This is a genomic window from Mesocryomonas lacus, assembly GCF_055730105.2.
Genome location: NZ_JBUZWF020000003.1, coordinates 268,236 through 281,043, shown reverse-complemented (window position 1 = coordinate 281,043; position 12,808 = coordinate 268,236). Strand labels below are relative to the sequence as shown.

10 protein-coding genes are annotated in these 12,808 nt (G+C 65.8%); 6 read left to right on the top strand and 4 right to left on the bottom strand.

Annotated elements, in window-relative coordinates:
• Positions 1–28: 28 nt before the first annotated feature.
• Together rpoD and dnaG are read right to left on the bottom strand one after the other, a co-directional pair.
• Complete coding sequence (rpoD, locus tag ACZLZQ_RS11170; protein ID WP_472932907.1) at positions 29–2,005, bottom strand: RNA polymerase sigma factor RpoD; 1,977 nt, start codon at positions 2,003–2,005, stop codon at positions 29–31.
• Between the two features lie 338 nt (positions 2,006–2,343).
• Positions 2,344–4,305, bottom strand: coding sequence for a DNA primase (gene dnaG / locus ACZLZQ_RS11165; RefSeq protein WP_472949423.1), 1,962 nt, complete (start codon positions 4,303–4,305; stop codon positions 2,344–2,346).
• Between the two features lie 164 nt (positions 4,306–4,469).
• Between dnaG and ACZLZQ_RS11160 the strand changes: the two genes are divergently transcribed.
• Positions 4,470–4,820 carry a CidA/LrgA family protein gene (locus ACZLZQ_RS11160; RefSeq protein ID WP_472949422.1) on the top strand — a complete coding sequence of 117 codons (351 nt, stop codon included), beginning with the start codon at positions 4,470–4,472 and terminating at the stop codon, positions 4,818–4,820.
• Entirely contained in the window at positions 4,810–5,532 is a 723-nt protein-coding gene (locus ACZLZQ_RS11155; RefSeq protein ID WP_472949421.1) for an LrgB family protein, read from the top strand. The genes ACZLZQ_RS11160 and ACZLZQ_RS11155 overlap by 11 nt, the downstream gene beginning before the upstream one ends.
• A 67-nt stretch (positions 5,533–5,599) precedes the next feature.
• Here the strand turns inward: ACZLZQ_RS11155 and ACZLZQ_RS11150 are convergent, their stop codons facing one another.
• Positions 5,600–6,049, bottom strand: coding sequence for a GatB/YqeY domain-containing protein (locus tag ACZLZQ_RS11150; RefSeq protein WP_472949420.1), 450 nt, complete (start codon positions 6,047–6,049; stop codon positions 5,600–5,602).
• Between the two features lie 317 nt (positions 6,050–6,366).
• Between ACZLZQ_RS11150 and carA the strand changes: the two genes are divergently transcribed.
• Positions 6,367–7,542 (top strand): glutamine-hydrolyzing carbamoyl-phosphate synthase small subunit, encoded by a 1,176-nt coding sequence (gene carA, locus ACZLZQ_RS11145; RefSeq protein ID WP_472932918.1) that lies wholly within the window; start codon positions 6,367–6,369, stop codon positions 7,540–7,542.
• Positions 7,543–7,615: 73 nt separating this feature from the next.
• Here carA and ACZLZQ_RS11140 read toward each other — a convergent pair whose 3' ends face one another.
• Positions 7,616–7,747 carry a hypothetical protein gene (locus ACZLZQ_RS11140; protein WP_472949419.1) on the bottom strand — a complete coding sequence of 44 codons (132 nt, stop codon included), beginning with the start codon at positions 7,745–7,747 and terminating at the stop codon, positions 7,616–7,618.
• Here ACZLZQ_RS11140 and ACZLZQ_RS11135 point away from each other — a divergent pair.
• From ACZLZQ_RS11135 to greA, 3 genes are all read left to right on the top strand, one after another.
• Complete coding sequence (locus ACZLZQ_RS11135; protein ID WP_472949418.1) at positions 7,746–8,393, top strand: helix-turn-helix domain-containing protein; 648 nt, start codon at positions 7,746–7,748, stop codon at positions 8,391–8,393. The two genes, ACZLZQ_RS11140 and ACZLZQ_RS11135, sit on opposite strands and share 2 nt — an antisense overlap.
• A 216-nt stretch (positions 8,394–8,609) precedes the next feature.
• Positions 8,610–12,041 (top strand): carbamoyl-phosphate synthase large subunit, encoded by a 3,432-nt coding sequence (gene carB, locus ACZLZQ_RS11130; protein WP_472949417.1) that lies wholly within the window; start codon positions 8,610–8,612, stop codon positions 12,039–12,041.
• A gap of 281 nt (positions 12,042–12,322) precedes the next feature.
• A complete protein-coding gene (gene greA / locus ACZLZQ_RS11125) occupies positions 12,323–12,802 on the top strand; it encodes a transcription elongation factor GreA (RefSeq protein WP_472932926.1) in 480 nt (159 codons plus the stop codon).
• The last annotated feature ends 6 nt before the right edge of the window (positions 12,803–12,808 follow it).

The following is a 12,808-nucleotide window of genomic DNA, read 5'->3' as shown; positions in this document are numbered from 1 at the left end:
CGCCCGATGGAACGGGCAGCGCCGGCGTTTAGCTGTCGAGGAACGAGCGCAGCTTGCGGCTCCGGCTCGGGTGCTTCAGCTTGCGCAGCGCCTTGGCTTCGATCTGGCGGATGCGCTCGCGTGTCACCGAGAATTGCTGGCCGACTTCTTCCAGCGTGTGATCGGTGTTCATGCCGATGCCGAAGCGCATGCGCAGCACGCGCTCCTCGCGGGGCGTAAGGGAGGCGAGCACGCGCGTGGTGGTCTCGCGCAGGTTGGCCTGGATCGCCGCATCGATCGGCAGGATGGCGTTCTTGTCCTCGATGAAGTCGCCGAGATGCGAATCTTCCTCGTCGCCGACCGGGGTCTCGAGCGAGATCGGCTCCTTGGCGATCTTCAGGACCTTACGGACCTTTTCGAGCGGCATCGCGAGCTTTTCGGCCAGCTCTTCCGGAGTCGGCTCGCGGCCGATCTCGTGCAGCATTTGGCGCGAGGTGCGAACGATCTTGTTGATCGTCTCGATCATGTGCACCGGGATGCGGATCGTGCGCGCCTGGTCGGCGATCGAGCGGGTGATCGCCTGGCGGATCCACCAAGTGGCGTAGGTCGAAAACTTGTAGCCGCGGCGGTACTCGAATTTGTCGACGGCCTTCATCAGGCCGATATTGCCCTCCTGGATGAGATCCAGGAACTGCAAGCCGCGGTTGGTGTACTTCTTGGCGATGGAAATCACGAGGCGCAGGTTCGCCTCGACCATTTCCTTCTTCGCCTGACGGGCCTCGCGCTCGCCCTTCTGCACCATGTGGACGATGCGGCGGAACTCGGTGATCTCGAGGCCGGTCTCGGTCGCAAGGTTTTGGATGTCCTGCCGAAGGGTCTTAATTGAGTCCTTCTCGCTCTGGACGAACTTCAGCCAGCCCTTGCCGGCGAGGTTGGCGATGTGCCGGGTCCAGTTCGGGTCGAGCTCCGAGCCCTGATAGCTCTTCAGGAATTCCTCGCGCTTGACGCCATAGCTCTCGGCGAGGCGCAGCAGCTTGCCCTCGTTGCCGACCAGCCGCTTGTTGATGTCGTAGAGCTGGGCGACCAGGGCATCGATGCGGTTCTGGTTGAGCGACAGGCTCTTGACCGCGGTGATCAGCTCTTCCTTGAGCTTCTTGTAGCTGCGCTCCTGGGAGGGCGAGAGCGTGCCGGTCGCGGCCAGCCGGTTCTCGACCTGCTGGTCCTGCAGCTTGCGCAGACGCTTGTAGCTATCGGCGATCACGTCGAAGGTCTCGATGACCTGCGGGCGGATCTCGGCTTCCATCGCGGCGAGCGACAGCGAGTTCTCGAACTCGTCGTCGTCATCGTCGTCATCGTCGCCGCGCGGTGCGCCCGGCACCGGAACCGCTTCCGGTGCGGCATCCGCCTCGGGGATGGCGACGACCGGGAGCTTCGCCTCGGGGCCGGCATAGGTGGCCTCGAGGTCGATGACCTCGCGCAACATGATGTTGCCCTCGTTCAGCTCGTCGCGCCAGATGATGATGGCCTGGAAGGTCAGCGGGCTCTCGCAGAGCCCCGCGATCATCGTCTCGCGGCCGGCCTCGATGCGCTTGGCGATGGCGATTTCGCCCTCGCGGGACAAGAGCTCTACCGAGCCCATCTCGCGCAGGTACATGCGGACCGGATCGTCGGTACGATCGGTCGCTTCCTTCTTGGTGGTGGTGGCGACGGCGGAAGGACCGGCCTCGGCGACTTCCGTCGAGCCCTCTTCCTTCTCTTCCTTCTCCTCGGCGTCGTCGCTCTCTTCTTCCTCGACGACGTTGATGCCCATGTCGTTCAACATGGCCATCGTGTCCTCGATCTGCTCCGAGGTCACGTCTTCGGCGGTGAGCACCGAGTTCAGCTTGTCCATGGTCACAAAGCCGCGCTTCTTGGCGGCCTTGATCATCTTTTTGACGGCATCATCGGACAGGTCGAGCAGAGGGCCGTCCGGCGTCTCCGGACGCTCTTCGACGACCGCTTCGCTTTCTTTGACCTTAGTTGCCATGCGTCTTCTCTCCAGTTCGCGTGCCGTGCCCGCAAAGGTCGCTCCGGATCGCACGACTGCGCTCCCGTACCTTGCCTTAGGGGCCGACCGTAAACGTTCGCTTAACCCTACCGACAGGCAACCCTCAAATGTCTCGGGAAACCTGTTCACGCCCTGGTTAAAAGGCGCGTCTTCCATTCATTTCAAGCTCGAACGATGTAAAACCGTTACAAACCAGTCGTCTAGGCGGGCAGCTGGGCTGGAAATCCGGCATTTCAATGCCGACCCGCCTGCAAAACCACAGATTTTCCCCTGGTATGACAGGCCCCATAGCGCTTTTCGAATCAAATTGCGATTCTTTAGTAGGCCTTTGTCGCGCGACCCGACAGGATGCCGAAACCGTCGATCAGAGCCTCCGTGCCGCTGAGGGTGTCAATTTCCCGCTTCACCTCGACGACGTGGGCGTAGGCCGTCTCAGACGGCTGACGTCCCAGTGCTTCTTCTGCGCTGCGGAGCTCCTTATTTAGGGAGCGGAAGCGGTGATGCAAGTGAAGCGCCTGGCGCACCGCCTCGCGCGCATCCTCGGGCGCCGCCGTCTCCAGCACTGTCCACAGGCGGAGCTCGCGCAGCCGCTGCTGGTAGGCCTCGTAGATCGTGCCAACGCCCTTCGCCGGCAAGTGCGAGAGCAGCTCCTCGCGCGAGGTCGGATGGTGCTCGGCATAAATGTCGAGCACGGCCGAGCGCAGATGGGCGAGATCGCCCGCCGGCAGTTCCAGATCCGCGAAGTAGTCGAAGGCCTCGTGGAACAAGAGCGGATGGTTGACGAAGCCAATGACGATGGTGACCTCGCGCAGCGCCGCGTCCTGCAGCCCGGCGCGCTTCATCAGGCTCGACCGGGTCAGCCGGTCGGAGACCACGGACCGGCGCATGCCGCCGCCCGGCTTGCCCGGCCCGTTCTCCCCGCCTTGCCGCTGCCCCTTGGTGAACCGCTCGCCGCCATTCCCGCCGCCTTGCCCCTTGCCCGAAGAGCCGCGCCCGGAACCGAAGAAGCTGCGCAGCCGGTCTTCGACGTCCTGCAGGTAATGCCGGCGCACGCTCTCGTCGCCGACGACGCGGGCCAGCGCCTTCAGCCGGTGCTCGAGATCGGCGCGCCGCTCGGGCGTGTCGAAGCTGCCGCCCGCGGTCTCGCGCATCCAGAGGAGATCGGCGAGCGGCCGGGCCGCCGCCAGCACCTCGCGGAAAGCCTCTGGCCCGTTCTCGCGCACGAGGTCGTCGGGGTCCTTGCCGTCCGGCAACAGCGCGAAGCGCAGGGAGCGGCCGGGCTTCAGAAGCGGCAGCGCCAGCTCTGCGGCGCGGTGCGCGGCCTTGATGCCGGCGCTATCGCCGTCGAAGCAGAGGATCGGCTCGGCGGCGTTGCGCCAGAGGAGTTCCAGCTGACGGTCGGTCAGCGCCGTGCCGAGCGGCGCCACGACGTTCTCGAAACCCGCCTGGTGGAGCGCGATGGTGTCCATGTAGCCCTCGACCACCACCAGCGTGCCGGCAGCCTTGGCGGCGCGGCGGGCGCGCGCGATGTTGAACAGCGTCGCGCCCTTGTGGAAGACGTCGGTCTCCGGGGAGTTCAGATACTTCGCCGAGATCTCGGACGACAGCGCCCGCCCGCCGAAAGCGATGATCCGCTCCTGCGCGTCGGCTATGGGAAACATCACCCGGTCGCGGAACCGGTCGTAGGAAACGGCGATGCCCTCGCCGTGCACCACCATTCCGGACGCCTCGACCTCGGCCTTGCCGACGCCGCGCCCGGAGAGGAACTCCTTCAGACGGTTGCGGCTGTCGGGGGCGTAGCCGAGGCCGAACATCTTCTGCGTCGCCGGGTTGAGGCCGCGGTCGCGCAGATAGGCGCGCGCCTTGGCGCCGTCCGCCTCCTGCAGCACGCCGGCGAAGAATTCGGCCGAAAGTTTTAGCGCGTCAAGGATGTTCGAGCGCTGCTCGTCGCGCTTTTCGGCCGCGGCGTCTCTTTCGGGCAAGGCCAGCCCCGCCTCGCCGGCCATCCGCTCGACCGCCTCGGGAAAGGACATCCCCTCGGCTTCGACGAGGAAGCGGAAATGGTCGCCCGAGACGCCGCAGCCGAAGCAGTGATAGCGGCCCTTCTGGTCCTCGCAGTGGAAGGACGGAGACTTCTCGCTGTGGAAGGGGCAGCAAGCCCAGAAGTCCCCCTTGCCGGGCTGCGACTTCTTGCGGTCCCAGGTGACGCGCCGACCGATCACGTCGGAAATCGGCACCCGGTCGCGGATATCGTCGAGGAAGCTCGGGGAGAAGCGCATGGGTCTTTCGGAAGCTTGTGAGGCGCAGCCATACCACGCCGACCGTCAACATGTGGTGTCTGCCGGGGGTTGTCACCGCGATTCACAGGCGGCAGCACTGCAAAAGCATGGCGCTCCCCGCGCGCGGACAGCTAGGTAATGCCCCTACCCTGTTTGGATCCGCCATGCTTGCAGCCCTCACCGCCATCTTCGTCTGCCAGCTTGCCGGGGAGATGATCACCGTCGGGCTCGGCCTGCCGCTGCCGGGGCCGGTCATCGGCATGGCGCTGCTCTTCCTCTTCCTGGTGGTGAAGGGCTCGGTCCCCACCGCGATCGGCAAGGCCGGCGACGGACTGCTGCAGCATCTGTCGCTGCTCTTCGTGCCGGCGGGCGCCGGGATCATGATGCATGTCGGCCGGCTCGAGGAGAACGCGCTCGGGCTGGGGGCGGCCCTCCTGTTCTCGACGCTCGCGACGATCCTCGTGACCGCGCTCGTCATGCGGGCGATGACCGGGGGACGCCGCGATGCCGACTGAAACGCTGCACGACGTCTGGGTCTACCTCGCGGCCTCGCCGCTGCTCTCGCTGACCTTGACGCTGGTGCTCTACCAGCTCGCCTTCGCCGTCTATCGCCGCTCGGGCTTCGTCGCGCTGCTGAATCCGGTGCTCCTGACGGTGATCATGGTCGTCGCGCTGCTGGAGGCGACCGATACGCCCTACCAGACCTATTTCCAGGGCGCCCAGTTCATCCATTTCCTGCTGGGGCCGGCGACCGTCGCGCTGGCGATCCCGCTCTACCGCCAGTTCGAGCGCGTTCGGCAAAATGCGCTCGCGGTGGTCGCCAGCCTGCTGACGGGATCGCTCACCGCCATGGTCACCGCCGTCGGTATCGGCTGGGCTTTCGGCGTCGACCGGGTCAGCCTGATCGCGCTGGCACCAAAATCGGTCACCGCGCCGGTCGCCATGGGCATTGCCGAAAAGCTCGGCGGCGTGCCCTCGCTCACCGCCGTCTTCGTCATCGCCACCGGCATTCTCGGCGCCTCGCTCGGGCCGGTCGCGCTGGATCTCTGCGGCATCCGCAGCCCGATCGCCCGCGGCTTTGCCATGGGCACGGCGTCGCACGGCATCGGCACCGCCCGCGCCTTGCAGGAGAGCGAGATCGCCGGCGCATTCTCGGGACTCGCCATGGGGCTCAACGCCCTCGCCACCGGGATCCTGCTCCCGGTGCTCTGGTCGCTGCTGTTCTAAGAACCCTCAACACCTGGCACAGGCGATGCTGCCGGGGCGAACCGACCGGCAGCATCGACGGCGCGTGTCAGCTCAGCAGGCGCTTGACCACGCCGTTGGCCTTGCCGAAATCCATCTGCCCGGCATGGCGCTCCTTCAGCGCGGTCATCACCTTGCCCATGTCCTTCATGCCGGCGGCGCCGATGTCGGCGATCACCGCGGCGATCGCCGCCTCGGTATCGCTCTCGGCCATCTGCTGCGGCATGAAATCGGCGATGATGGCGATCTCCTCGCGCTCCTTGGCGGCAAGTTCCGGACGCGCGTTGTCCTCGTAGATCTTCGCCGACTCCTCGCGCTGCTTCGTCATCTTGCCGAGGATCTGAACGATCTCGTCCTCGCTCGCGGCGTCGCGGCCCGAGCCGCGGTTGGCGATGTCCTTGTCCTTGATCGCGGCGTTGACGAGCCGCAGCGTGCCGGTGCGGGTCTTGTCCCCGGCCTTCATCGCGTCCTTTAGGGCATTGGTGATCGTGTCGCGCATGGTGGCCTCCTCGGCTCTGTTCTTGTTCTTGGTTCTTGTTCTTGCTGCGGCCGCGGGCAAGCGCCGCCGCCTTGTCCGGCGGGCCGCAGAGCCCGGCCGGAGTGTCGCGCCCCGGCGCCTGCGGCCATGCCAGCGTGTCGGTCCGCGATGTAGAGTGACGGGGAAACCCGCGCAAGAGACTTGCAGTTCGCACGGGGAAGGTTGATATCCCGCAGGATGCACATTCTTCCTGCGCCCGACCGCGCGTGTCTGCCTGGCTTTCCCGCCCCGGCAGGGACGCCCTTCCCCGCAGGACTATACACCGAGAGGGCACCGCGATGACCGAAGGCTGGACGAAACGCAAACCGACCGCGCTGCTGGTCCTCGCCGACGGCACCGTCATCGAGGGGGACGGCCTCGGGGCGATCGGCGCGACCGAGGGCGAGGTCTGCTTCAACACCGCGCTCACCGGCTACCAGGAGATTCTGACCGATCCCTCCTACGCCAAGCAGATCGTCACCTTCACCTTCCCGCACATCGGCAATGTCGGCGCGAACGACGAGGACACCGAGGACATGGTGCCGGCGAACGCGCATGGCGCGGTCGGCTGCATCCTGCGCGCCGAGGTCTCCGAGCCCTCGAACTATCGGTCGGCCGGTCATCTGGATGCCTGGCTGAAGAAGCGCGGCGTCATAGCGCTGTCGGGCATCGACACCCGCGCTCTTACTGCCCACATCCGCGACAACGGCATGCCGAACGCGGTGATCGCCCATGATCCCGACGGCAATTTCGACGTCGAAGCGCTGAAGGCGCGGGCGAAGGCCTGGTCTGGCCTCGTCGGCCTAGACCTCGCCAAGGATGTGGCCACCGGCCAGTCCGTGGTCTGGGAGGAGAAGCCCTGGGAGTGGAACGTCGGCTATGCCAGCGAGGCAGAGCCGCGCTACACCGTCGTCGCCATCGACTACGGCACCAAGCGCAACATCCTGCGCCTGATGACCGGCCGCGGCGCGCGGGTGATCCTGATGCCGCCGACCGCGACGGTGGAAGAGGTCATGGCGCACAAGCCCGACGGCGTCTTCCTGTCCAACGGTCCTGGCGATCCGGCGGCGACCGGCGTCTACGCCGTCCCGACCATCCAGGGGCTGATCGACACCGGCGTGCCGATGTTCGGCATCTGCCTCGGCCACCAGATGCTGGCGCTGGCGCTCGGCGGCCAGACCTCCAAGATGCACCAGGGCCATCACGGCGCGAACCATCCGGTGAAGGACTTCACCACCGGCAAGGTCGAGATCGTCTCGATGAACCATGGCTTCGCGGTCGAGTCCGGTTCGCTACCGGAGACGGTCGAAGAGACGCACATCTCGCTCTTCGACCAGTCGAACTGCGGCCTCAAGGTCAAGGGCGCGCCGGTGTTCTCGGTCCAGCACCATCCCGAGGCCTCGCCCGGCCCGCAGGACTCGCACTACCTGTTCAACCGCTTCTTCGAGCTGATCGACGCGCACAAGGCAGCCTGACCGGCTCCTCAAAACCGCTGTTTACAATGAAGGCGCTCGGGTCACCCCGGGCGCCTTCAGTCTTTCATGAACCTCATCTATGCAGCCTCAGAAGCCGGCGGACGAACAGCCGCAGGCCGCAATAGAAGGTGGCGTGGCGGTGGAGATCATCGCGGTCGCGATCCCCGCCATAGGCGCTTCGGGCGAGGATGATATCGACAAGCATGGACATGCCTTTCTCAAAACGGAGAGATACGCCGGGCCCGGAACAGGCGGTCGGCGGACGGCTTCATGCGGGAATGCGAAGAGGCAATAGTGACCATAATGTGCACTTCGTGCGCCGTGTCAATGGACATAAAGGCGCACTTCGTGCATATATAGCGGAGATCGCTGAACTGGGGCTTGTCGCCCCGTCCGGCATCTGGAAAGGCCTGCGGCAGCGGCCCTCGGCTGCGCCGCGCCATGGCATGACAACAGGGCTGGGAGCTCAGATGCAAGCGGAAGATTTTCGGAGCTGGCGCAAGGCGCTTGGCTGGAAACAAAAGGACGCCGCCGAGAAGCTCGGCCTCAAGAAGCGCGTCATCCAGTATTATGAAAAGGGCGATCGGGACGGCAAGCCGGTCGAGATCCCGAAGACGGTCGAGCTCGCCTGCCTTGCCGTGACGCTCGGCTACACGTCCTATGATGGCCGGATGGCCGAGACGATTTCCCCGCCTGAGCCGATCGAACCCGCCGAAGCACCGTCGGACGAGCCGGCGGCGGTAGCGGAAACCGCGCCCGAGAAGGATGCGACCGAGAAAGCGGAAAAGCCACCGGCAAAGCCGCGGGCGAAGGCCAGGGCCACAACGGCAAAGCCCGCAGCCAAGGGCTGAGCCCGGCGCGGGAAAACCGCGGATCTTCAGCCGGCATCGGCAAGAGCGTCTGGCAGGCGGCGCCTCGGGATGCCGGCTGTCTTTCTGCCCTTTCGCTTCCGCCGTCTTTTGCCTATAAGCCGGCCTTAGCCTGAAGAATCTTCCAAGCCCCCGAGCGGTCGCGTTTTGCGCGACCGTATTTTCGCGCGGAAACTGGACGCCGAGGAAAGACCCGCCATGCCGAAACGGACAGACATTCGCTCCATCCTGATCATCGGCGCGGGGCCCATCATCATCGGTCAGGCCTGCGAGTTCGACTATTCCGGCACCCAGGCCTGCAAAGCGCTGAAGGAAGAGGGTTACCGGATCATCCTGGTCAACTCCAACCCGGCGACGATCATGACCGACCCGGACCTCGCCGACGCGACCTATATCGAGCCGATCACCCCTGAAGTCGTCGCCAAGATCATCGCCAAGGAGCGGCCGGACGCGCTGCTGCCGACGATGGGCGGCCAGACCGCGCTGAACACGGCGCTGTCGCTGCGCCGGATGGGTGTCCTCGACAAGTACAATGTCGAGATGATCGGCGCCGATGCCGACGCCATCGACATGGCCGAGGACCGCGCCCTGTTCCGCGAGGCGATGAAGCGCATCAACCTCGAGACGCCGAAGTCGCTGCTCGCCAACGCCACGGAAGCGAAGAGCGCCGACAAGAAGGCGCAGGAGGAGAAGAAGGCGCAGATCCTCTCCGGCGTCACCGACGAGGCCGAGCGCACGGCCATCCTCGCCAAGCTCGAAGCGGACTGGATCGCCGGCGAAGGCGACCGCAAGCAGCGCTACATGGGCCGCGCGCTCGCCGCTGCCGCCACGGCGCTCGAAGAGGTCGGCCTGCCCGCGATCATCCGCCCGTCCTTCACCATGGGCGGCACCGGCGGCGGCATCGCCTACAACCGCAACGAATTCTTCGAGATCGTCGAGGGCGGCCTCGACGCCTCGCCGACCACCGAAGTGCTGATCGAGGAAAGCGTCCTCGGCTGGAAGGAATACGAGATGGAGGTCGTCCGCGACAAAGCGGACAACTGCATCATCGTCTGCTCGATCGAGAACATCGACCCGATGGGCGTCCACACCGGCGATAGCATCACCGTCGCGCCCGCACTCACCTTGACCGACAAGGAATACCAGGTGATGCGCAACGCCTCGATCGCGGTGCTGCGCGAGATCGGCGTCGAGACCGGCGGCTCCAACGTCCAGTTCGCGGTGAACCCGGCGGACGGCCGCCTCGTCGTCATCGAGATGAACCCGCGCGTCTCTCGCTCCTCGGCGCTGGCCTCCAAGGCCACCGGTTTCCCGATCGCCAAGATCGCCGCGAAGCTCGCCGTCGGCTACACGCTGGACGAGCTCGACAACGACATTACCGGCGGCGCGACCCCCGCCTCGTTCGAGCCGTCGATCGACTACGTCGTCACCAAGATCCCGCGCTTCGCTTTCGAGAAATTCCCCGGCGCCGAGCCGCTGCTGACCACCGCGATGAAGTCGGTCGGCGAGGTCATGGCGATCGGCCGGACTTTCGAGGAATCGCTGCAGAAGGCGCTGCGCGGCCTCGAGACCGGCCTCACCGGCCTCGACGAGATCAAGATCCCCGGCATCGGCGAGGGCGACGACAAGAACGCCATCCGCGCCGCGCTCGGCACGCCGACGCCCGACCGCCTGCTGATGGTCGCCCAGGCACTGCGCATGGGCACGTCGGAAGAGCAGGTACACCAGTCCTGCAAGATCGATCCCTGGTTCATCGCCCGCATCAAGTCGCTGATCGACCTGGAAGCCAAGGTGCGCAAGCACGGCCTGCCGGACGACGCCGAAAACTTCCGCTTCCTGAAGTCGGTTGGCTTCTCCGACGCCCGCCTCGCCACGCTGATCGGCAAGGAAGAAGAGGACGTCTACGCCCAGCGCGCCAAGCTCGACGTGCATCCGGTGTTCAAGCGCATCGACACCTGCGCGGCCGAGTTCGCCTCGCCGACGCCCTACATGTACTCGACCTATGAGCGGCCCTTCGCCGGCGCCTTGCGCTCGGAAGCCGACGTGTCGGACGCCAAGAAGGTCGTGATCCTCGGCGGCGGTCCCAACCGCATCGGCCAGGGCATCGAGTTCGACTATTGCTGCTGCCATGCCGCCTTCGCGCTGAAGGATGCGGGCTATGAGGCGATCATGGTCAACTGCAACCCCGAGACCGTCTCGACCGACTATGACACCTCCGACCGGCTCTACTTCGAGCCGCTGACCGGCGAGGACGTGCTGGAGATCCTGCGCCTCGAGCAAAGCCGCGGCACGCTGCACGGCGTGATTGTGCAGCTCGGCGGCCAGACGCCGCTGAAGCTGGCCGAAAGCCTGGAGAAGGCCGGCATTCCGATCCTCGGCACTTCGCCCGACGCGATCGATCTCGCCGAGGACCGCGACCGCTTCCAGCATTTCCTTAACGACCTGAAGCTGCGCCAGCCGAACAACGGCATCGCCCGCTCGGTCGACGAGGCCCGCGTCATCGTCGAGCGCGTCGGCTATCCCGTCGTCATCCGCCCGTCCTACGTGCTCGGCGGCCGCGCGATGGAGATCGTGCGCAACGGACCGCAGTTCGAGCGCTACATCACCGAAGCGGTCGTCGTCTCCGGCAAGTCGCCGGTGCTCATCGACAGCTATCTGTCGGATGCTATCGAGGTCGATGTCGACTGCTTGTCGGACGGGACCACCACCTTTGTCGCCGGCATCCTGGAGCACATCGAAGAGGCCGGCATCCATTCCGGCGACAGTGCCTGCTCGCTGCCGGTGCATTCGCTGTCCGACGCGATCGTCGACGAGCTGGAGCGCCAGACCCGCGAGATGGCGATCGCGCTGAAGGTCGTCGGCCTGATGAACGTGCAGTTCGCCATCAAGGGCGAGGAGATCTACGTGCTCGAGGTCAATCCGCGGGCCTCGCGGACCGTGCCCTTCGTCGCCAAGACCATCGGCTCGCCGATCGCCAAGATCGCCTCGCGCATCATGGCCGGCGAGAGCCTCGACGACGCCTTCGCGGCTTATGGCGGCAAGCCGAACTGGCGGACGCTGAAGCACATTGCGGTCAAGGAGGCGGTCTTCCCGTTTGCGCGCTTCCCCGGCGTCGACACGCTGCTCGGGCCGGAGATGCGCTCGACCGGCGAGGTCATGGGCCTCGACACCAGCTTCGCCGTCGCCTTCGCCAAGTCGCAGCTCGGCTCCTCGATCGACCTGCCGACTGCGGGGACGGTGTTCATCTCGGTGCGCGACGGCGATAAGGAGCGGGCGCTGGCGCCGATCCGCAAGCTCTTCGGGCTCGGCTTCCGCATCGTCGCGACCGGGGGCACGCAGCGCTATCTTGTCGAGCAAGGAATCGCGGCCGAGAAGATCAACAAGGTGCTCGAAGGCCGCCCGCACATCGAGGACGCCATCCGGAACCGCCAGGTGCAGCTGGTCTTCAACACCACGGAAGGCGCCAAGGCCTTGTCGGATTCGCGTTCGCTGCGCCGCGCCGCGCTGATCCACAAGGTGCCCTACTACACCACGCTCGCCGGCATGATCGCGGCCTCCGAGGCGATTGAGGCCTTGAAGGCGGGAAGTCTTGAAGTGCGGTCCTTGCAGTCTTACTTCACCGCCGCTTGAATCGGCCGCTGCGGCCGAGGCGGGGAAACTCGCTCGGCCGGCAGGCCTTGGCGCGGCGGCTGACTGCCATACTTGTCCGTCTATAGAACGGGATGTTTGACAGGCGGCTGGGTCCGCCGCATCATTCTCCCGTGCGGCTTCGCAGGGCCGCCAATCTTGATTTGCCGCTGGTTCCGGTCGGGTTTCCGCCCGGGACCGGTTTGTTTTGTGCGCCGGGCTTCGCCCGGTCGATCGAAAAGTGATCACCGGCCCGAGGGCCGGCGGTCTGAAAGGGTGAGGGCATGGAAAAGGTCCCGATGACGAGTGCAGGCTTCGAGACGCTCAAGGAAGAGCTGCGTCGCCGCCAGCAGGAGGAACGTCCGCGTATCATCGCGGCGATTTCGGAAGCCCGCGCGCACGGCGACCTCTCGGAGAATGCCGAGTATCACGCGGCCAAGGAGTCGCAGAGCCTGAACGAGGGCCGCATCTCCGAGCTCGAGGACTTCACCGCGCGCGCCGAGGTGATCGACGTCGCCAAGCTGTCGGGCGAGAAGATCAAGTTCGGCGCGACGGTCAAGCTGATCGACGAGGATACCGAGGAAGAGAAGATCTACCAGATCGTCGGCGACCAGGAAGCCGACGTGAAGCAAGGTCGCATCTCGATTTCCTCGCCGATCGCCCGCGCCCTGATCGGCAAGGGTGAAGGCGACACGGTCGAAGTGGCGGCGCCCGGCGGCGCGCGCTCCTACGAGATCATCGAGCTGCGCTGGGGCCAGCGCTAAGGCGCG

What these genes read in the sequence shown, in the direction of transcription:
- rpoD (WP_472932907.1), bottom strand. Translation starts at nt 2,005, where the DNA reads ATGGCAACTAAGGTCAAAGAAAGCGAAGCGGTCGTCGAAGAGCGTCCG.
- dnaG (WP_472949423.1), bottom strand. Translation starts at nt 4,305, where the DNA reads ATGCGCTTCTCCCCGAGCTTCCTCGACGATATCCGCGACCGGGTGCCG.
- ACZLZQ_RS11160 (WP_472949422.1), top strand. Translation starts at nt 4,470, where the DNA reads ATGCTTGCAGCCCTCACCGCCATCTTCGTCTGCCAGCTTGCCGGGGAG.
- ACZLZQ_RS11155 (WP_472949421.1), top strand. Translation starts at nt 4,810, where the DNA reads ATGCCGACTGAAACGCTGCACGACGTCTGGGTCTACCTCGCGGCCTCG.
- ACZLZQ_RS11150 (WP_472949420.1), bottom strand. Translation starts at nt 6,049, where the DNA reads ATGCGCGACACGATCACCAATGCCCTAAAGGACGCGATGAAGGCCGGG.
- carA (WP_472932918.1), top strand. Translation starts at nt 6,367, where the DNA reads ATGACCGAAGGCTGGACGAAACGCAAACCGACCGCGCTGCTGGTCCTC.
- ACZLZQ_RS11135 (WP_472949418.1), top strand. Translation starts at nt 7,746, where the DNA reads ATGGACATGCCTTTCTCAAAACGGAGAGATACGCCGGGCCCGGAACAG.
- ACZLZQ_RS11140 (WP_472949419.1), bottom strand. Translation starts at nt 7,747, where the DNA reads ATGCTTGTCGATATCATCCTCGCCCGAAGCGCCTATGGCGGGGATCGC.
- carB (WP_472949417.1), top strand. Translation starts at nt 8,610, where the DNA reads ATGCCGAAACGGACAGACATTCGCTCCATCCTGATCATCGGCGCGGGG.
- greA (WP_472932926.1), top strand. Translation starts at nt 12,323, where the DNA reads ATGGAAAAGGTCCCGATGACGAGTGCAGGCTTCGAGACGCTCAAGGAA.